The 18,667-nt window shown below is 75.2% G+C and carries 18 protein-coding genes; 4 read left to right on the top strand and 14 right to left on the bottom strand.

The genetic code is table 11. The annotated features are described in order from the left end of the window. Positions 1-365: 365 nt before the first annotated feature. From ACPYN7_RS16930 to ACPYN7_RS16905, 6 genes are all read right to left on the bottom strand, one after another. On the bottom strand, positions 366-2,882 hold the full coding sequence (locus ACPYN7_RS16930) for an ABC transporter (RefSeq protein ID WP_424348430.1): 2,517 nt from the start codon (positions 2,880-2,882) through the stop codon (positions 366-368). Positions 2,883-2,971: 89 nt separating this feature from the next. Beyond that, positions 2,972-3,802 carry an FAD:protein FMN transferase gene (locus ACPYN7_RS16925; RefSeq protein WP_424348428.1) on the bottom strand — a complete coding sequence of 277 codons (831 nt, stop codon included), beginning with the start codon at positions 3,800-3,802 and terminating at the stop codon, positions 2,972-2,974. A 284-nt stretch (positions 3,803-4,086) separates the two neighbouring features. Then, the gene (locus tag ACPYN7_RS16920; protein WP_157571260.1) at positions 4,087-4,500 is read right to left on the bottom strand and encodes a hypothetical protein; all 414 of its coding nucleotides are present in this window, start codon (positions 4,498-4,500) and stop codon (positions 4,087-4,089) included. Between the two features lie 208 nt (positions 4,501-4,708). Continuing rightward, positions 4,709-5,065: a hypothetical protein gene (locus tag ACPYN7_RS16915; RefSeq protein ID WP_424348427.1), complete on the bottom strand. Its 357-nt coding sequence runs from the start codon at positions 5,063-5,065 to the stop codon at positions 4,709-4,711. Between the two features lie 211 nt (positions 5,066-5,276). After that, positions 5,277-5,957: a YqjF family protein gene (locus tag ACPYN7_RS16910; RefSeq protein ID WP_424348426.1), complete on the bottom strand. Its 681-nt coding sequence runs from the start codon at positions 5,955-5,957 to the stop codon at positions 5,277-5,279. Between the two features lie 49 nt (positions 5,958-6,006). After that, a complete protein-coding gene (locus ACPYN7_RS16905) occupies positions 6,007-6,291 on the bottom strand; it encodes a hypothetical protein (RefSeq protein WP_424348425.1) in 285 nt (94 codons plus the stop codon). Positions 6,292-6,485: 194 nt separating this feature from the next. On the opposite strand from ACPYN7_RS16905, the gene ACPYN7_RS16900 reads away from it, so the two are divergent. Next, positions 6,486-7,364: a serine hydrolase gene (locus ACPYN7_RS16900; protein WP_424348424.1), complete on the top strand. Its 879-nt coding sequence runs from the start codon at positions 6,486-6,488 to the stop codon at positions 7,362-7,364. 16 nt (positions 7,365-7,380) lie between these two features. Here the strand turns inward: ACPYN7_RS16900 and ACPYN7_RS16895 are convergent, their stop codons facing one another. Both ACPYN7_RS16895 and ACPYN7_RS16890 read right to left on the bottom strand, forming a co-directional pair. Next, positions 7,381-9,069, bottom strand: coding sequence for an ABC-F family ATP-binding cassette domain-containing protein (locus ACPYN7_RS16895; RefSeq protein WP_424348423.1), 1,689 nt, complete (start codon positions 9,067-9,069; stop codon positions 7,381-7,383). Positions 9,070-9,315: 246 nt separating this feature from the next. Then, a complete protein-coding gene (locus ACPYN7_RS16890) occupies positions 9,316-10,080 on the bottom strand; it encodes a Mut7-C RNAse domain-containing protein (RefSeq protein ID WP_424348422.1) in 765 nt (254 codons plus the stop codon). A 198-nt stretch (positions 10,081-10,278) separates the two neighbouring features. Here ACPYN7_RS16890 and ACPYN7_RS16885 point away from each other — a divergent pair, with 198 nt between their 5' ends. After that, a complete protein-coding gene (locus tag ACPYN7_RS16885) occupies positions 10,279-11,238 on the top strand; it encodes a helix-turn-helix domain-containing protein (protein ID WP_424348421.1) in 960 nt (319 codons plus the stop codon). 6 nt (positions 11,239-11,244) lie between these two features. Further along, a complete protein-coding gene (locus ACPYN7_RS16880; RefSeq protein WP_424348420.1) occupies positions 11,245-12,207 on the top strand; it encodes a helix-turn-helix transcriptional regulator in 963 nt (320 codons plus the stop codon). 88 nt (positions 12,208-12,295) lie between these two features. On the opposite strand, the gene ACPYN7_RS16875 is transcribed toward ACPYN7_RS16880, so the two are convergent. The 4 genes from ACPYN7_RS16875 to ACPYN7_RS16860 all read right to left on the bottom strand — a co-directional run bounded on the left by ACPYN7_RS16875 (position 12,296) and on the right by ACPYN7_RS16860 (position 16,345). Then, on the bottom strand, positions 12,296-13,324 hold the full coding sequence (locus tag ACPYN7_RS16875; RefSeq protein WP_058872799.1) for a DctP family TRAP transporter solute-binding subunit: 1,029 nt from the start codon (positions 13,322-13,324) through the stop codon (positions 12,296-12,298). An 84-nt stretch (positions 13,325-13,408) separates the two neighbouring features. Then, positions 13,409-14,683 (bottom strand): TRAP transporter large permease, encoded by a 1,275-nt coding sequence (locus tag ACPYN7_RS16870; protein WP_424348419.1) that lies wholly within the window; start codon positions 14,681-14,683, stop codon positions 13,409-13,411. Positions 14,684-14,685: 2 nt separating this feature from the next. Further along, on the bottom strand, positions 14,686-15,240 hold the full coding sequence (locus tag ACPYN7_RS16865) for a TRAP transporter small permease (protein WP_424348418.1): 555 nt from the start codon (positions 15,238-15,240) through the stop codon (positions 14,686-14,688). Then, positions 15,218-16,345 carry a Gfo/Idh/MocA family protein gene (locus tag ACPYN7_RS16860; RefSeq protein ID WP_424348417.1) on the bottom strand — a complete coding sequence of 376 codons (1,128 nt, stop codon included), beginning with the start codon at positions 16,343-16,345 and terminating at the stop codon, positions 15,218-15,220. Before ACPYN7_RS16860 ends, ACPYN7_RS16865 begins: the two co-directional genes overlap by 23 nt. Before the next feature lie 50 nt (positions 16,346-16,395). On the opposite strand from ACPYN7_RS16860, the gene ACPYN7_RS16855 reads away from it, so the two are divergent. Then, positions 16,396-17,196 (top strand): IclR family transcriptional regulator, encoded by an 801-nt coding sequence (locus ACPYN7_RS16855; protein ID WP_368824482.1) that lies wholly within the window; start codon positions 16,396-16,398, stop codon positions 17,194-17,196. Between the two features lie 39 nt (positions 17,197-17,235). Here the strand turns inward: ACPYN7_RS16855 and ACPYN7_RS16850 are convergent, their stop codons facing one another. Both ACPYN7_RS16850 and ACPYN7_RS16845 read right to left on the bottom strand, forming a co-directional pair. Continuing rightward, positions 17,236-17,931: an SCO1664 family protein gene (locus ACPYN7_RS16850; RefSeq protein ID WP_424348416.1), complete on the bottom strand. Its 696-nt coding sequence runs from the start codon at positions 17,929-17,931 to the stop codon at positions 17,236-17,238. 10 nt (positions 17,932-17,941) lie between these two features. Next, entirely contained in the window at positions 17,942-18,586 is a 645-nt protein-coding gene (locus ACPYN7_RS16845) for an MSMEG_4193 family putative phosphomutase (protein ID WP_424348415.1), read from the bottom strand. Positions 18,587-18,667: the final 81 nt, after the last annotated feature.

The following is an 18,667-nucleotide window of genomic DNA, read 5'->3' as shown; positions in this document are numbered from 1 at the left end:
AGGCCTCGACCCCTACCCGACCCCCGTGACACGCACCCCGCTTGGGCCCTTACCCACACTCATTTGGGAAGGGCCGGAAAAGGCCGGGGACTTCCTCGGCACCGGCGAGCAGGACCAGAAGGACCAGCAGAACTGATCCCCGGCAGTCCCAGCAGCCCCCGCCCGCCGTCCGGCGCGCGGGGGCTGCGCCGTTCCGGGGCCCCTCCTGCGCCTCCTGCGCCTCCTGCGCCTCCTGCGCCGAGGTCGCAGCTGACGGCGACGCAACCGTGCCCGGTGGCCGACAACCGCAATCTCGCGGACGGGGGAAGCGGACGGGGGAAGCGGACCGGGGAAGCGGACGGGAGAGGGAGGAGGAGGGGTCGGGGTCAGGTCAGGGCCGCGGCCAGGTAGGGCGCCGTCCGGCTGTGCGGGCAGCCCGCCACGTCCGCCGGGGTGCCGGCGCACACGATCCGCCCGCCGGCCTCGCCGCCGGACGGGCCCATGTCGATCACCCAGTCCGAGGCCGCCACCACGTCCATGGCGTGCTCCACCACCACCACGGTGTTGCCGGCGTCCACCAGGCGGTTCAGCTGGCGCAGCAGCAGCTGCACGTCCTGCGGGTGCAGCCCGGTGGTCGGCTCGTCCAGGAGGTAGAGGGTGTGGCCGCGGCGGGCCCGCTGCAGCTCGGTGGCCAGCTTGATCCGCTGCGCCTCGCCGCCCGAGAGCTCGGTGGCCGGCTGGCCGAGCCGCAGGTAGCCCAGTCCCACCTCGAGCAGGGTGCGCAGGCTGCGCGCGGCGGCCGGGACGTCCGCGAGGAACTCCGCGGCGGTCTCCACGCGCATGCCCAGGACGTCGGCGATGCTCCGGCCCCGGTGGGTCACCTCCAGCGTCTCGGGGTTGTAGCGGGCGCCGTGGCAGTCGGGGCAGGGGCCGTAGGTGCCCGGCAGGAACAGCAGCTCCACGGCCAGGAAGCCCTCGCCCTGGCACGTCTCGCAGCGGCCGCCGGTCACGTTGAAGGAGAACCGCCCGGCCCCGTAGCCGCGGGCCCGCGCCTCGTCGGTGGCGGCGTAGAGCTTGCGGACCGCGTCGAACAGTCCCGTGTAGGTCGCCAGGTTGGAGCGCGGGGTCCGGCCGATGGGCCGCTGGTCCACGCGGATCAGCCGGTCCAGGTGCTCCAGGCCCTCGACCGCGCCCAGCTGCGTCCCGGCCGCCGCGGCCGGGGCGGCGGCCGCGGCGGCGGGTTCGACGGCGGGCTCGGCCGCGGACCCGGTGCCGCCGCCGGGCCCGCCGTGCACGTACCGGCCGACCGTCTCGGCCAGGACCTGGCTGACCAGCGTGGACTTGCCCGAGCCGGAGACCCCGGTGACGGCGGTGAGCACGCCCAGGGGGATCTCCGCGTCGAGGTCCACCAGGTTGTGGCGCGTGACCCCGCGCAGCCGCAGCCGCCGATCGACCGGGCGGGGCGTGCGCTGCGCCGTCGTGCCGCCGGGAGTCCCGTCGGGGGAGCCGTCCGGGAACAGGAACGGGCGCGTGGCGGACTCCGCCACCGCGGCCAGGCCGGGGACGGGCCCGCTGTAGAGCACCGAGCCGCCGCGGTCCCCGGCCTGCGGTCCCACGTCCACGACCCAGTCGGAGCGCCGCACCACGGCCATGTCGTGCTCCACCACGAAGACCGAGTTCCCGGAGGCCTTCAGCTCCTCGAGCACGGCCAGCAGCGGCTCGGCGTCGGCCGGGTGCAGGCCCGCCGAGGGCTCGTCGAGCACGTAGACCACGCCGAAGAGCCCGGAGCGCAGCTGGGTGGCGATCCGCAGCCGCTGCATCTCCCCCGGGGAGAGCGTGGGCGTGGACCGGTCCAGGCTCAGGTAGCCCAGGCCCAGGTCCAGGAGCACCTGCAGCCGGGCGAGCAGGTCCTTGGCGATGGTCACCGCGGCCTCGCTGCGCTCCCCCGAGGACACGGCCCGGGAGGCGGTGCCGGCGTGCTCCAGGGCGGCCGTGGGCCGGACCACCTCGGCCAGCTCGCCCAGGGAGGCCCCGTTGAGTTCGGCGATGCTCCGGCCCGCGAAGGTCACGGCGAGCGCCTCGGGGCGCAGGCCGCTGCCGGCGCACGCGGGGCAGGGGCCGGTGACCACGTACTGCAGGACGCGCTCGCGCATCTGCTGGCTCGCGGAGTCCGCGAGGGTGTGCAGGACGTAGCTGCGGGCGCTCCAGAACCGGCCCTTGTACGGCTTCGCCACCCGGTCCCGCTGCGGGGTGATCTCCACGACCGGCTGCTCCTCGGTGAACAGGATCCAGTCGCGCTCCTGCCGCTGCAGCTCGCGCCAGGGGACGTCGACGTCATGGCCGAGGTGGCTCAGGATGTCGCGCAGGTTCTTGCCCTGCCACGCGCCCGGCCACGCCGCGATCGCCCCGTCCCGGATGCTGAGCGCCGGATCGGGGACCAGGGAGGACTCGGTGACGTCGTGCACGGTGCCCAGGCCGGAGCACTTCGGGCACGCGCCGGCGGCGGTGTTGGGCGAGAAGGCGTCCGAGTCGAGGCTCCCCGCGGCGGACGCGGGGTAGGTGCCCGCGCGGGAGAAGAGCATGCGCATCGAGTTGGACAGCGTGGTGAGGGTGCCCACGGTGGAGCGAGAGCTGGGCGCCCCCCGCCGCTGCTGCAGGGCGACGGCCGGCGGCAGCCCGGTGATGCCCTCGACCGCGGGGTTGTGCCCCTGCTGGATCAGCCGCCGGGCGTAGGGCGCCACGGACTCCAGGTAGCGCCGCTGCGCCTCGGCGTAGATGGTGCCGAAGGCCAGGGAGGACTTCCCCGATCCGGAGACGCCGGTGAAGGCGACGATCGCGTCGCGGGGGACGTCCACGTCCACGTGGCGCAGGTTGTGCTCGGAGGCCCCGCGGACCCGGACCATGCCGGTGCGGGTGGGGTCGGGGGCCGGGGCGGTGTCGGGGTGGGTGCTCACCGCCTCCACCCTAGCCACCGGCCGGGCCGTGCGCGGACTCAGCCGGCCCGGTGCCGCTCCCCGCCGACCGACCACGCGGTGTCCGCGGGGGCGGGGTCCACCGCCCAGGCCGACCAGCCGTCCAGGCCGGTGAACCAGCGGGCCCCCTCCCGGCCGGCGACCACGAGCGCCGTGGCGAGCACCCCGGCCAGCCGTGCGTCCGGGCCGACGACCGTCGCGGAGCGGGCGCCCGTGGCGGGCCGGCCGGTGCGCGGGTCGACGATGTGCGCGGGGCGCTCGTAGGTGCCGGAGGTCGACACCGCGCCGTCGCCGGGGAGCACGGTCCACGTGACGGCCCCGGCGTCGTCGGGGTGGCGGATCCCAACCGTCCAGGGCTCCCCGGGGGCGGCGGAGCCGCGGGTCACGACGTCCCCGCCGGCCTCCACGCAGACGTTGGCGCACCCGGCGCGGACCAGGTCGTCGGCGATCCGCTCCGCGGCCCACGCCGTGACGTAGCCGGAGGGGTCGAAGCCGCCGCGCACGGCCCACGGGTCGAAGCAGCCGTCGGTCAGGACCCGGCCCTCCCGGCAGCGCTGCAGCACGTCCAGCAGGGCCCCCTGCGCGGCGTCCCAGCGGCTGAGCCGGCGCTCGTCCAGCAGACCGGACCGGAGGGCCGTCACGAGCGAGTCGGGGCGGTAGGTGGAGAAGACGGCGTCGACCCACCGCATGTTGGCCACGGCCGTGTCCAGCGCGTGCTGCACCGCGGACTCGGGGGGCAGGCCCTCCGCGCCGGCGCGGACGTCCACGGTCACGGCGGTGCCCCAGATCATCTCCCGATGGCGGTGCCACCGGCCCCGGGGGCGGCGCAGCTCGACGGCGGGCGCGCTCACAGCCCGGCCCTCTCGAGCAGCTCCCGGCAGGCCGTGCGGTAGCCCTGCACGGCGGGGTCGGCCCCGCTCACGACGTCGACCCGCGCCGGCCGGCACGCGAGGACCTCCTCGTGGAGGACCGCTTCGCGGACGGCGGGGACGGCGCGGTCGTCGAGCTGCTGCGGGAGGCGCGGGGGGAGCTGTGTGCGATCGATGCCTTCGACTATAGGTCCGGGCGGAGTCCGCGGGCACTGGACTTTCGGGCAGACCTGCCGGGCCGCGGCGCGGTCCTGCTGGTCGGTGATCTAGTCGGTGATCTCGATGACCTGCAGCGGCAGGTTGGTGCCCGTCCCGCAGAACTCGGTCGCGCACTCCTGGATGAACCCGGAGAGCACGGCCGGTCCCTCGTCGAAGGCCATGTTGAAGGCCACGGCCTGGTAGTCCAGCTCGACCTCACCGCCCTCGCAGACCCACTGCTTGAAGTAGCTGCCGTTGGCGATCCGCCCCTCGGAGACCCGCTGGGTCACGTTGAGGGAGACGAAGATGTTCGTTCCCGCCGTGCAGGACACCGTGTAGGTGCCCTCGACGGCAGCCCCCTCGGCGAGCCGTGTGGCGTTGCTGATGTCGTAGATCTCCATCGCCTGCGCCGGCGCGGCGGCGACGAGCCCGACTCCTGCCGCGAAGGCCGCGGCCGTGACTGCCCTGGTGGTTCTTCTCATGGTTCCGTCCCATCCGGTGGAGAAGCGAGGACCGCTTCGCGACTGGTGCCGGCCCGCGGCGCGTTCCCCCGAACACCCCCGGACCCCGTGTCTGGTGCGACGTCACCAACGTAGGCGCAGGTCAGGGCTCACCGGCCAACATGGGCGAAGATGACGGACACGTTTCGGACACGGTCCGCCCGCCCCGGCGGGCGGACGCCGGCGCCGCTCAGAACGCGTCCTCGATGGGCACCGGGCGGCCCTGCCGGTCGTAGTAGTAGGCCCCCGCCGTCTCCGGCACCTCGGGGGGATCCCCCGGGACCGGGACGGAACCGTCGTCCTCCCGGGCGCCCACCGCGAACACGCCGGCGGACACCAGCAGCAGGAGCACCACCGTGATCAGCGGCCCCACCGGCACGGCCCGGACGAGGACCGCCAGGACGAGGGTCAGCGCGAGCAGCAGGAGCAGGACGCCCGTGGCCGCCGGCTCGAACGCGCGGGCCGGGCGCGGGCTCGCCGGCGGGGCCGGGGAGCCTCCGGAGAACTCCGGCAGCTGGGGCAGCTCGGGAACGAAGGGGGTGGTCACGGCGGGCCTTTCGCGTCCGGCTCCCCCGGAGACACGGTCCCGGGGATGAGCGGCTCCGGGAGCGACCTCGACCGGAGTCCTCCGGCCGCTCCCGCGGGAGTTGGTCCCATCCTGGACCTCCCGCACGCCCCGGGGCCTGCCCACTCTTGTGGGGCTGGCGGGCGCCCGGCACCGGCGGGCCCGGCCCAGCAGGACGGGCCGGCCCGGCGGTTCACGACCGAGGCACCGTCCGGGGGCGCCCGATCCGGGTGCGGACGCCCGGCGAGAACAGCACCGACTCGGGCGGTCCGCCGACGTCGAGGCCGGCCGCCGCCACCAGCCCGTCCTCGAGGTGCACGGCCGTGGCGGGGTGCAGCGGCCAGGGATCGTGCGCGACCGGGACGTGCACCGTCCGGCCGGCGAACCGGCTGTGCAGGCCGAAGCGTGCGGTGAGCTCGAGCGACAGCTCGTCGTCGGCCCGGGCGGCGCGGTCCGGGCGCACGGCGAACGAGGACCGCGTCCCTCCGCGGCGCCGTTCGACGTCGTAGCCGAAGGCCGGGTCCGTCCCGTCCGTGACGACGGCCCGGCAGCGCGACCAGACGTAGGGGATGCCGGCGGCACGGGCGCCGAGGACCACCGCGAGCCGCGGGGCGTCGAGGGAGCGGAACACCACCCCGCGGGTGCCGTCCGGCTCGCGCGAGTACAGGCGCACGTTGATCTCCGGGAAGCTGCCCACCCACGGCAGGGGCAGCGCGGCGCCGAGCCGCACCCGGTGCATGCGGAACCCCACGAGGCCCACCCAGGCGGAGCCGTCGAGCACGTCGGCGCGCACTCCTGGCGGCATGCGCGCCTGCGCCGCGGCCACCGGGATCCGCCAGTGCAGGAAGACCGCGTCCTCCCAGCGCTGGTCCATCAGGTGCGGGCGGGGCAGCTCCGGCGCCGCCGGCCAGGGGCCCTCCGGATCAGCCGTCGTCCTGCTCCTCGCCCTGCTCCTGGCCCTGTTCCGCGGGTTGCTCGCCCTCCGTGGGGCCCTCGCCCTCGGGCGTGGAGCCGTCGTCACCGGCGCCGTCGTCCTCGCCGCCCTCGTCGTCGCCGCCTTCGCTGCCGCCGTCGGGGGCCTCCTGCTCCGTGCCCTCCCCGCCGCTGGACCCGGACTCGTCGCACCCCGCGAGCCCGAGGGCGGCGAAGGACAGGAACCCGATCGCCAGCATCCTCCGCCACCATGTCTCGCCTGCCGCTGCGGCCATGACCCCTCCTCCGTGGTGCTGCATGGATGCTCAGAGGTAAGCACGCTTCGCACTTCCGTTCAAGGGACGGCGCCCCGATTGACGGAACATGCTCAGCCACAGCCCCGGTCCGCGCCGGTACCGTCGGAGGCGGGACCGGCGCCGTGCGCCGGGGCGCTCAGCCCGTGTCCCCCGCCCAGGGAAGGAGGCGTGCCGTGCCCAGGAGCTGTCGAGGAACCCGGACCGGCCGCACCGCGGCGCTGGGCCTCGCCCTCGTCCTCCTCCTCGGTGCCTGCGGCGGGACCGTGGACGTACCGATGGCGGCCCCCACGGCCGAGGACGCTCCCGCGGGGCCGGCGCAGCGCCTGGCGGAGCTCGCCGAGGAGGTGCCCGGGGAGCTCGGGGTCGTGCTGCTCGACCCCGAGGGCGGGGAGGTGGCGGCCCGCAACGCCGACCGCCCGTTCACGAGCGCGAGCCTCTACAAGCTCTTCCTCGCCCACGCGGTCCTCGACCAGGTCGACCGGGGGGCCCTCTCCCTCTCCGACACCCTGCCCGAGCTGGGCCTCACGGTCGAGCAGGCCCTCGACGTGATGATCAGCTGGTCGGACAACGCCTCCGGCGCGGCACTGGGCCGCCGGCTCGGGTGGCAGGAGGTCGAGGCCTTCGCGCACGAGCAGGGCTTCGGGGCCACGACGTTCGACCCCGGCACCGGCTCCGAGGACGTCGTGGCGATGACCACCACCCCCGCCGACGTCGCCGATCTCCTGGACCGCCTGCGCCGGGGCGAGCTGCTCTCCGGCCCCTCCACCGAGCTGCTCCTGGGCTTCCTCGAGGAGCAGCACCTCGACTACGCCCTGTCCTCGGGCTTCTCCCCGGACGTCGGCTTCGCGCACAAGACCGGCCTGCTGCAGGACGTCTCGCACGACGCCGGGATCCTCGAGCTCGGCGGCCGCGACTACGTCGTCGCCGTGCTGACCGACGGGTGGTCCGACTACGAGGAGTCGGCGCCCTGGTTCGGGGAGGCCGGCCGGGAGATCGAGGCGTTCGTCCGCGAGGACGCCGCCGCGGGCCCGCTGCCGGCGGCGGCGCCGTAGCCGGGCACCGGGCCCCTCACTCCGTCCCGGGCCGCACCGGGACGGTCCGGCCCCGCCAGCGCCGCCGGAGCCACCGGTCGTGCGTGGCCAGCACCACCGTGCCCGCGAAGTCCTGGAGGGCCCGCTCGAGCTCCTCGGCCAGGGCCAGCGACAGGTGGTTGGTCGGCTCGTCCAGGAGGAGCAGCGGGGCGGGCTCCGCGACCAGCGCCGCGAGCGCGACCCGCCGGCGCTGCCCGGGGGAGAGCTCCCCGAGGGGGCGGGCGGCGTCGCCGGCGCGCAGCAGGCCCAGCTCCGCCGGCGTCGGGGCGCGGTCCGCGTCGCGCAGCCGGGCGCGGAAGGCCGCCTCGGCCGTGCACGCGAGGTCCGGCCAGGAGTCGTCCTGGGCCAGGCGGCCGACGACGACGGAGCCCTGCCGCTCCACCGTCCCGCCGTCGGGGCGCAGCTCCCCCGCCAGCACGGCGAGCAGCGTCGACTTGCCGCTGCCGTTCGGGCCCTCGACCAGCACCCGGTCCCCGGCGCGCAGCTCGAGGTCGGTCGGCGCCAGGCGCCCCGTGATCGACACCCCCGTCAGCCGGACCAGCGGGGAACCGGTGCCGGGCAGGGCGTCCGCGTCCCGGGCGAACCCCGCGAAGCGCAGCGGCTGCGGCGGGGCGCCCACCGCGGTGCGCTCGAGCTCGGCCAGCCGGTGCCGGGCCGAGCGCACCCGTCCGCCGACGGTCTTGGCGGCGCGGTCGCTGTAGAACTTCCGGGTGATCCGTCCCTCGGACTTGGGGGCCGTGGTGTGGAAGATCTCCCGGCCGGAGACCTCGGCGATCTCCTGCAGCCGCTCCCGCTCCTGCCCCTGGGCGGCGAAGCGCTCGGCCCAGCGGCGCCGGGCGAGCTCCCGCTGCTCGAGGTAGGAGCTGTAGCCGCCCGTGGTGGCCGTGCCCTGCCGGGGCGGTCCGCCGGCGGACTCGTCGGGCCCCAGGGCGGGGTCGAGGTCGACGAGCCCGGTGGCCACCTCGTCCAGGAACCAGCGGTCGTGGCTGGCCAGGAGCACCGGTCCCCGCCAGCCGGCCAGCTCGCCCGCCAGGAAGTCGACGGCGTCGTCGTCGAGGTGGTTGGTCGGCTCGTCGAGCAGCAGCGCCCCGGGGCGGGCCAGCAGCAGGGCCGCGAGCGCGAGCCGTCGGCGCTGTCCGCCGGAGAGCTCCCCGACCGGGCGGTCCCTCGGCAGGCGGGCCAGGCCGAGCCCGGCGAGGACCGTCTCGATGCGGGCGTCGAGGGTCCACAGCCCGTGGCGCTCGGCGTCCCGGAGGGCGAAGTCGTAGGCGTCGGCCGTCGCGGGGTCGCCGGGCGCCCGGGCGATCGCGGCGGCCGCCCCGGCCAGCCGGTGCTCGAGGGCGCGGACCTCCCCCACGGCCCGCTCGACGACCTGTCCCAGGGCGGTCGCGGCGGGGAGGTCGAGTTCCTGGCGGAGCAGCCCGGTGCGCCCGGGCCGGTGCACGGTGCCGGTGGCGGGCACGAGGAGGCCGGCGGCCACGTGCAGCAGGGTGGTCTTGCCGGCGCCGTTCTCCCCGATCAGGCCGATGCGCTCACCGGCGGTGACGGTCAGCGACACGTCGGTGAGGACCCGGCGGCCGGGGTGGCTGACGCCGATGCCGTCCAGGCGCAGGTGGACGGCGCGGTGCGGGGCGGCGGTCGCCGCCGGAGGGGCGGTGGAGGTCACGGTGCGGTCCTGTCGCTGCGGGGACGAGGCCCGCCGGGCCGGTGCGGCACCGGATGCGCGGAGCCCACAGGGGCTCGGATCGACGGTGCCGGCCGCGGGCGCGGGCCAGGGGCGTCAGGACAGGAACATGACCACCAAGCTACGCCCGCGCCCGCCCACCGGCAAGGGCTCCGGCGCCCCGCGCGACCCCGGGCCGGGCGGCCCTCGGAGGCCCGGGGCGGTCCCCGCCCGTGGACACCGCCCGGGTCACGGCCGCGGGCCGCCCGGCCCGTCCGGGGCCGCGGCCAGCACCTGCTCGGCCCGGGCGACGACGGCGTCAAGGCGCCCGGCGTGGGCCCCGCGCCAGTACGCCCGGCCGCAGCCGGTGCAGCGGGAGAACTCCCGGTAGGCCCGCCGGGTGCGCGGCAGCAGCTGGTCGGCGACGTCCTCCGCGCTCGCCGCGGCGAGCGGGGCGCCGCAGCGCAGGCACCGGGTCCACGGCGCCAGGGGCGGGGCGAAGCGCTCCAGGACGTCGGCCAGCTGGGCGTCGGCGTCCCCGCCGCGCACGAGGGCGCCCTCGGGCAGGGCGCCGCGGTGGAGCAGGCCCCGGTCCTCGGTCAGCAGCACCCGCTCCTCCCGGGCGGCCCGCTCCACGAGGTGGGCGTCCTCGGCGTCGGGCTCCCACGCGGCGTCGAGCCCCAGCAGGCGGAGCCGGCGGGCGAGGGGGCGCAGGTGGACGTCCAGCAGGAAGCGGGGCGGCGTGTGCCGGGTGGGCTGGGGCCGGCGGCGGGGACGGATTTCCAGCACGGGGTCCGTGCCGGGCCGTGCCGCGGCGGTGGGACGCGCCTCCAGTCCCACGGGCCGCCCGTCGAGGCGCAGCGGGCCGACCTCGGTCGGCGGGATGCCGACCATGCGCACCACGTGGCCGACCGTGTCCGTGCCGGGCACGTCCACGGTGAAGTGCGGGCTCCGGCGTCGCGGCGACAGCAGGAACCACAGGGCGGGGTCGACCTCCAGGACCAGGTGCGGCACTCTCCCAGGATGCCGCACGCCCCGGCCCCCGTCACCGGTCGCGCTCCCGGGACGGCGCCGGGTCCCGGCGGCGACCGCGCGCGGAGAACGCCCCGTGCTGTCGCCACGACCCGGCACGGTGCTGCGGTGCCGTACCGGGGTGCTGGGCCGGGGCGCCGGCTGTCGACTCCGTCCGCGCGCGGGCGTAGCCTGCGGAGCATGGACTCCCAGGTGCGCCGGTCGGTGTTCACCACCCGCGACCCGGCGGAGGGCATCGCGGTGCTCGACGAGGTCTTCGCCATCCGGGGCGTGCGCAGGTCGCCGGAGGGCGCGTTCGACATGCGGCTGGCCGCGACCGGCATCGGGCCGGTGGCCTACGAGCGCGTCCTGCTCAGGGGCTCCTCGTGCGCCGGCAGGACGGACGGCGCCGACGTGCTGCGGGTGTGCCACGTGACGGCGGGCGCACTGAGCGCCACCAGCGCCGGCGACCGCTTCCCGCGCACCGGGCCCTTCCTCTTCCCCCAGCGCACCTTCAGCAGCTGGTGGGACGAGCTCGAGGCGATCACCGTGTCCCTCGACCCTGCGGCCGTGGAGGAGCACGCACGGCAGCTGCTGGGGGACGAGACCTTCCGGCTGGCGTTCGCGGGGGTCCGCCCGGTCTCGCCGGCCATGACCCGGTACTGGCTGGGGACGGTCTCCCACCTGACCCGCGACCTGCTGCCCGACGAGCGGGCGATGAGCAGCCCGCTGCTGCGCGCCGAGGCCGCCCGCTCCCTCACCACCGCCCTGCTGCACACCTTCCCCGGCTCCTTCCTCACCCGCGGCGAGGCACCGGCCGGGCAGTCCCGCCCGGCCCCGGCCGGGGTGCGGCGGGCGGTCGCCTTCATCGAGGAGCACGTGGGCGCCGACGTCGGCCCGGCCGAGATCGCGGCGGCCGCCAGGATGAGCGTGCGCGGGCTCCAGGCGGCCTTCCGCCGGGAGCTGGACACCACCCCCACCGCCTATCTGCGCGGCGCCCGGCTCGACGCCGTCCACCACGAGCTGCTGGCCGCCGACCCCGCCGCCGGCGCGACCGTGGAGGCCGCCGCCGCGCACTGGGGCTTCAGCCACCGCGGACGCTTCGCCGCGGCCTACCGGCAGCGGTACGGCCAGGCCCCGGCCACCACCCTGCGGAGCTGATCCCCGATGCGCGCGGAACCCGGCACGCCGATCCACCTGCACGTGGCGACCACCGACCCCGAGGTGGCCAACGAGGCGCTGCGGCAGGTCTACACGAGTGCGCGCATGGGCCCGGTCGCCGAGGGGGCGCCGTTCCTGTACCGCCAGGAGGTGCGGGGGGACGCCGACCTCAGTCTGGGGCAGCTCACCTTCCGCGGCAGCATCGCCGGGCGGATGGTGCTCGACGAGGTCTTCTCGGTCGTCGTGCCGCGCGCCGGCGGCGTCGAATGGACGATCGACGGACGGTCGGGCACCGGGCTGGGGGTGTTCCTGGTCCAGCCCGGTCAGGAGTACTACGGCGAGGTGGACCAGCTGCTGGTCGACTCCGCCACCGTCGGACGGGCCACGCTGCAGGAGACGGCCCGGTCGGTCTACGGGGACGAGGCGCTCGAGCCGGCCTTCCACGACCCGCGCCCGCGGTCCCCCGCGCAGGAGAGGTACTGGAGGAGCACCTTCGCGTTCGCGCAGCAGGCCCTGGCCGACCCCGAGATCGCCGAGCTCCCGCTGCTGCGCGCCGATCTGCGGCGGCGGATCGCGGTGGCCACCCTGGAGGCGTTCCCCCTCGTCGCGGAGCCCGGGTCCCGGCGGACCTCGCCCGCCGGGCAGCACGCGGCCTACCGGCGCGCCGTGGAGTACCTGCACGCCGCTGCGCCGTCGCCGATCACGGTCGAGGACGTCGCCCGGCACGTGGGGCTCAGCACCGTGGAGCTCACCCGGGCCTTCCGCTCCCACGCGGGGACCACCCCGGGGGCCTACCTCCGCGAGCTGCGGCTGGTCGCCGCCCACGACGACCTGCTCCGGGCGGACCCCGCCCGGGGCGACACCGTGCGCGGCATCGCCCGGCGGTGGGGCATGGCCCACCCCGGTGACTTCGCGCGCCGCCACCGGCAGGTCTACGGCGAGAACCCGGCCGTCACGCTGCGCCGCTAGACCCTCCCGGACGGCACCGGCGCGCGGGCAGGGCGAGGGGCGCCGCCGCGGTGCGGTCGGCGCCCCTCGTGCACGGTCCGCGGGACGGTCAGTTCTGTCCGGCGGAGTCGCGGATGTCCTGGTAGAGCTCGAGCTGCTCGCCGTCGAGGTTGTTCAGGAAGTAGTCCTGGGCCCTGGTCCGGAAGGCCTCGACGTCGACGTCCTCGATGACCTCCGGGGTGCCGGCGGCCTCCCACTCGTCGAGGACCTCCTGCTCCTCGGTCTGGGCGCACTCGAGGTTGTCGGCGCGGGCGTCCCGCACGGCCTCGGTCAGCGCGGTCTGCTGCTCCTCGGAGAGCCCGCTCCAGGCGTCCGCGTTCATCACCACGAGCTGCGAGCCCACCGAGTGGCGGTTCAGGCTGACGTAGTCCTGGACCTCGTCGAAGCTGTTCTGCGCCGTGAGCTGCACCGGGTTCTCCTGGCCGTCCACGGTGCCCTGCTGCAGGGCCAGGTAGATCTCCTCGAAGGCCACCGCGACCGGCTCCGCCCCGAGGGCCTCGGCGTTCTGCAGGTGCACGGGGGAGTCGGGGAAGCGGATGCGCAGGTTGTCGAGGTCCGCGGGCGTGCGGATGGGCGAGTTCGCGGAGAAGGTCCGGTCGCCGTAGTACCAGACGTCCAGGATCTTCGCCCCGGTCTCGGTCTCGAAGTCCTCCTTCATCTGCTGCGCGGCCTCGGACTCGTCGAACCAGGAGAAGAGGTGGTCGACGTCGTCGAAGGCGTAGGCCATGTCCATCACACCGATGGGCTCGTAGGTCGCGGCCAGCCCGGAGGAGCCCTGCAGGTCCAGGGCGATGTCCCCGGACATCACGGAGGTGAACCGGTCGGTGTCCCCGCCGAGCTGGCTCGAGGGGAAGATCTCCAGCTCGAGGTCGTCGTCGGCGACGGCCTCCTGCACGAGCACGGCCCCGCAGCGGTTGTGCGGGTGGTCCTCGGGGTAGCTGTTGGCGAAGCTCAGGGACTGGCCTCCGCCCTCGCCTCCCCCGCTCCCGGAGCCCCCGCCGGCGCAGGCGGTGAGCAGGCCGAGGGCCAGGGGCAGGCTGACGGCGGCGGCCAGACGCTGACGGGTGGTGGATCGCATGGTGTTCTCCTGTGGGTCGGTGACGTGGTTCGGTGCTGTGGATCGGTGCTGTGGGTCGGGACGTGGACGGTGGCGCGGGGCGGGCTACAGGCCCAGCAGGGCCGGCAGGCCGGTGACGACCGGCGGGAAGAAGGTGATGATCAGCTGGACGACGACCAGGGGGACCAGGAAGACGGCGATGCCCCGGAAGACCTCGTCCACCCCCCGGCGGGTCACGGAGCTCATCACGTAGAGGACGCTGCCCACGGGCGGGGTCAGGAGCCCGATCATGAGGTTGACGATGATGATCACCCCGAGGTGGATCGGGTCGATGCCGAACTGGGTGGCGATGGGCATCAGCACCGGGACGGTGATCATGATGACCGCGGTGGCGTCGATGACCATCCCCAGCAGGATCAGCAGCACGTTGATCAGGAGCAGGAACACGATCGGGCTGTCGGTGAAGGAGGTGACGAACTCGGCGACCTCCTGGGGCACCCGCTCCCGGGCCAGGATCCAGCCCAGCAGGGAGGCCGAGGCCAGGATGAGGGTGATCGCCGCCGTCGTGGTCGCCGCCTCGCGGACCGCTTCCACGAGGGAGCGCAGGTTCAGGGTGCGGTAGACGAAGCCCAGGACCACCATGTAGGCCACCCCGACCGCGGCGGCCTCGGTGGGGGTGAACAGGCCGAGCAGGATGCCGCCGAGGATGATCACGGGGGCGCCGAGCGGGCCGATCACCCGCAGGGTCGCGGTGCCCAGCGTCGACCAGTCGAACGGGATGGTCTCCAGCGCGGTGTTGCGGCGGGTCAGGAGCAGCACGGTGAGCGCCAGCCCCGCCGCCATGAGGAAGGCCGGGAGCACGGAGCCCGCGAACAGGGCGCCGGTGGACAGCGCGGCCACGGAGGCGTAGATGACGGCTGGGATGGACGGGGGCATCACCGGGGCGATCAGGGCCGACGCGGCGGTCAGGCCGGAGGCGAACCGGAAGGTGTAGCCGGCCTTCATCATGGCCGGCACCTGGATCTTGCCGAGGGCCGCGGCGTCGGCCAGCGCGGAGCCGCTCATCCAGGAGAAGCCCAGGCTGGTGGCGATGTTGACGTAGCCGAGGTTGCCGCGGACCCGGCCCAGCAGCGCCAGGGCGAAGTCGAAGATGCGGTCAGCGATCCCGGCGCGGTTGGCGATGGAGCCGAGCAGGATGAACAGGGGCACGGCCAGCAACGGGAAGGACGCGACGCCGTTGAAGGCCTGGCGGAAGCCGAGGCCCGCGGAGTTCCCCTCCAGGAGCATGTACAGGACGCTGGGGCCCAGGAAGGCCAGGCCCACGGGCGTGCGCAGGCCGATGAGGACGACGATGAGGACGGCGAGGATCCAGATGCTCATGCTCACGCTCCTTCCGCGAGGAGCGGATTGGGGTCGGCGGCGATCGCCCGCGGCACGAAGATCGCCACGGCCGAGCGCACGGTCAGGGTGAGGATCCCGAGCAGGGGCAGCAGGTAGATCCACAGCATGGGGATCCCCAGCGCCGGGGTGGACTGGGAGACGGAGTCCGTGAGCAGGAACCACACCTCGTTGAGCAGCAGCAGGGAGGCCAGCAGGACGAGGACGTGGGTCAGCACGTGCAGCGCCTTCGCGGTCCGCCCGGAGGTGTACCGGTCGATCACGAGCACCGTGATGTGCAGGCCGTGGCCGTAGAGGTAGCCGGCCATCAGGAACGTCAGCCCGGCCAGGGCGTAGCGCGAGAGCTCTCCCGCGCCCACCCACGTGCCCGTGGGCAGGTAGCGCTGCACGGCCTGCATCAGGACGAAGACGAAGATCACCAGGATCAGGAGCCCTCCGACCACCTGTTCCACGTAGCCCAGCCAGCGGAGGACGCCGGCCTCCCGGTCGGGCGGCGGGTCGGCCGGCGCTGCCGGCTCACGGATCGACGACATGGTCATCCACTCCTGTTCTCGGGACGGGCGGCTGCTCGGAACGGGCGGCGGCCGGGCGGGCCGCCGGAGGATCGGTGGGCACGCGGACGGGCAGCCCGGTCCGGGCGCTCTGCGCCACGGCGTGGACCACGCGCAGCGACTGCAGGCCCTCGCGGGCGGGGACGCGCGGCGCCGCCTCCCCGCGGAGGACGTGCTCGAAGTGCTCCAGCTGCAGGTCCAGCGGGTCCTCGCGGGGCGCCGCCACGGTGCTGACGGTGGCGGGCTCCGTCCACGAGGCCGCACCCGGGTGGGTCCGCAGCCGCAGGGTCGGCACGGACAGCGACCCGCGGGTGCCGGCCACGTGGTAGCAGTCCTCGTGCTCGTCGGTCTCGTAGCCGGGGTTCTCCCGGGAGGTCTGTTCCCAGGACCGGGCGGAGGCGGCGGCGTCGGAGACGATGAACGTGCCCAGCGCGCCGTTCGCGAAGCCCAGGGTGAGCGCCGCGGTGTCCTCGACCGCGAGGCCGCGGGCGGCGCTGCCGGCCACGGCCTGCACCCGGACGATCTCCCCGCACAGGGCGCGGAGGGCGTCCACGTCGTGGACGAGGTTGATGAGGATCGGCCCTCCCCCGGGCCCGGTGCGCCAGGGCGCGCTCTCGAAGTAGTCGTCGGGCTTGCGGAAGAGCGCCGAGCCCATGACCGCCACCGGGTCCCCGATCGCCCCGGACGCGATGACCTCGGCGGCGCGGGCCAGCAGCGGGGAGTACCGCCGGTGGTGGCCGACCAGCACGGGCACCCCGCACGCCTCGGCGGCCGTGACGATCTCCTCGGCCGCCTCCAGGGTGTCGGCGATCGGCTTCTCCACGAGCACCGGCACCCCGGCCGCGACGGCGGCCAGCGCCCCCTCGCGGTGGGCGGCGTTCGGGGTGGCCAGGACCACGCCGTCCACGTCCCCCAGGGCCTGCCCGAGATCGGCCACCAGGGCGGTGTCCGGTCCCGTGGGCACGCCGGCGGGATCGGCGTAGGGGTCGACGACGTAGCGCAGCTGCAGGTGCGGGCGGCCCAGGACGCGCCGGGCGTGCTGGCGCCCGATGAGGCCCGCCCCCACGACGGCGATGCGCAGTGTCCGCTTCATGTCTCGGCTTCCGAATGTTGGCAACTGTTGCTGTTATTTGAATTATGAGCATGATGTACCTCACAGACCGTGTCAAGGAAGGTGTCATCATGACGACCGAGGCCTCCGGAACCGTGGGCAAGGCCCTGGGCCTGCTGACCCTGCTCGGGGAGCACCCGCACGGCGCCACCGCCGCGCAGATCGCCGAGCAGGCGCAGTACCCGTTCAGCACCGTCTACCGGCTGCTGAACACCCTGGTCAGCACGGACTTCGCGACCTACGACCCGCAGGACAAGCGCTACCGGCTGGGCCTGCGCGTCTACCAGCTGGGACAGAAGGTCGCCAGCACCCGCGGCTTCGAGGGCGCCGCGGCACCGATCCTCCAGCACCTCACCGCGGTCACGGGGGAGAGCTCGATCCTCGGCGTGCTCGACGGGCCGCACTTCCTCACGGTGCGCAAGGTGGACGGCCCCCAGTTCCGCACCACCACCGACCCCGGGGACCACGGGTCCCTGCACACCAGCGCCATCGGCAAGGCGCTGCTGGCCTTCAGCGACCCGGGCACCCGCGAGCGCCTGCTGGAGACGATCGAGCTCGTCCCGCGCACCGGGCACTCGCTCACCGACCGCGCGGAGCTCCGGCGCCAGGTCGAGCGGATCCGCGTCCAGGGCTGGGCGGGCCAGCAGGAGGAGAACGACGTGGGCATGGCCGCCGTGGCCGTGCCGGTCCTGTCCCCGTCGCACCGGCTGATCGCCGCCGTCGCCCTGGCGGCCCCGCTCTTCCGCACCGACCTCGAGGGCCTGCGGACATACCTGCCGCAGCTGCAGCAGGCCGCCACGGAACTCGCCCTGGAGCTCCCGCTCCGGCCGTGACGGCACCGGGGCGGCGGGATCCGCACGACCGGCCCGCGGCTACAGCAGCGGCCAGGGGATCCGGCGGCCGGTGGCGTCCACCGGCAGGACCGCCTCGTCGAGCAGCCGGCGCACCCGCCGCCGCAGCGCGGCCACCTCCGTGGCGTCGAGGAGCTCGGCGAGCTCGGCGGGGACGTCGTCGGCCAGCGGGGCGATGTCGCGGAGCAGCTCCTCGGGGACGGGTTCGCCGGAGAAGTCCCAGACGACGGTCCGCAGCTTGAACGCGGCCGCGAAGCACAGCCCGTGGTCGATCCCCCAGATCCGCCCGTCGGCGCCCCGCAGCACGTGGCCGCCCTTGCGGTCGGCGTTGTTGGCCACGAGGTCGAACAGCGCGATCCGGCGCAGGGCGTCGTGGGTGTCCGGGGCGGCGTCGTAGAGAGTGAAGTAGTGCTGCCGGGGGTCGTGCTCCACGAACCGCTGCAGGGACCCCGCGCCGAACGGGCCGTCCTGCCGCAGCACGGTGGGCGGGACGAGGCCCCAGCCCAGGAACTCGCTCAGCACGTACGCGGCGCGCTCCCGCCGGTGCAGGCCGGGACGGAAGTCGATCAGCGGCCGCTCGCCCTCGAGGGGCTTGTAGATCCCCCAGGCCGTCTGCTCCTCGAGCGTGACCTCGACGAGCAGCGCGGAGTTGCTGCTCTCCCGGATCATGCCGAGGAGCTCGATCCGGCCCTCCGTCAGGAGCACGAGCTCGCCCATCAGCGTCCGCTCACGACACCCTCAGGCCGGCCAGCGGCTCGTCGGTGGAGTTCACCGTGAGCACGGCCGGCGCCTGTCCCGGCGCGTACGAGACCGCCGAGACCGAGCACGGGCTGACCACGATGCGCTGGAAGAGGTCCAGGTGCGTGCCCAGGGCGTGGGCGAGCGCCGCCTTGATGGGGTCGGCGTGCGAGAAGCAGACCACCACCCCGCCCTCGTGGGCCGCCCGCACCCGGTCCACGGCGCCGACCGTCCGCGCCTGCATCTCAGGGAAGCTCTCCCCGCCGGGGAACCGGAAGGTCGAGGGCGCCCGCTGGACGGTCGACCAGGCCTTGAGCCGGGAGAGGCGGGAGAGCTCCTCGCCCGTCCACTCCCCGAAGTCGCACTCGAGCAGGCCCGGCTCCACGACCGCCTCCCGGCCGGTCCGGGCCTCGGTCGGCGCCGCGGTCTCGCGGGTGCGCTCGAGCGGGGAGGTGTAGACGGCGTCGACGCGGACCCCCGCGAGCCGTTCCGCCACCCGGTCCGCCTGCGCCCGGCCGCGCTCGGACAGGTGCAGGCCGGGGGCCCGCCCCGGCAGGACCTTGCCCGTGGTGGGGGTCTCCCCGTGCCGCACGAGCAGGACGAGGGTGCTCCGTGGTGCCTTGCGAGTGCCCATGATGCACCAGCGTACTGGCGGGACCCCCGCGGCCACAGGGGCCGCGGCCCGGCACCGCCGTGGGCCGCGGCCGGGCTCCGC

This window comes from Kocuria sp. CH-021, from assembly GCF_049716185.1.
Classification (GTDB): domain Bacteria; phylum Actinomycetota; class Actinomycetes; order Actinomycetales; family Micrococcaceae; genus Kocuria; species Kocuria cellulosilytica.
The sequence above is the reverse complement of the archived record's forward strand: the minus strand, read 5'-3'. Positions and strand labels throughout refer to the sequence as shown.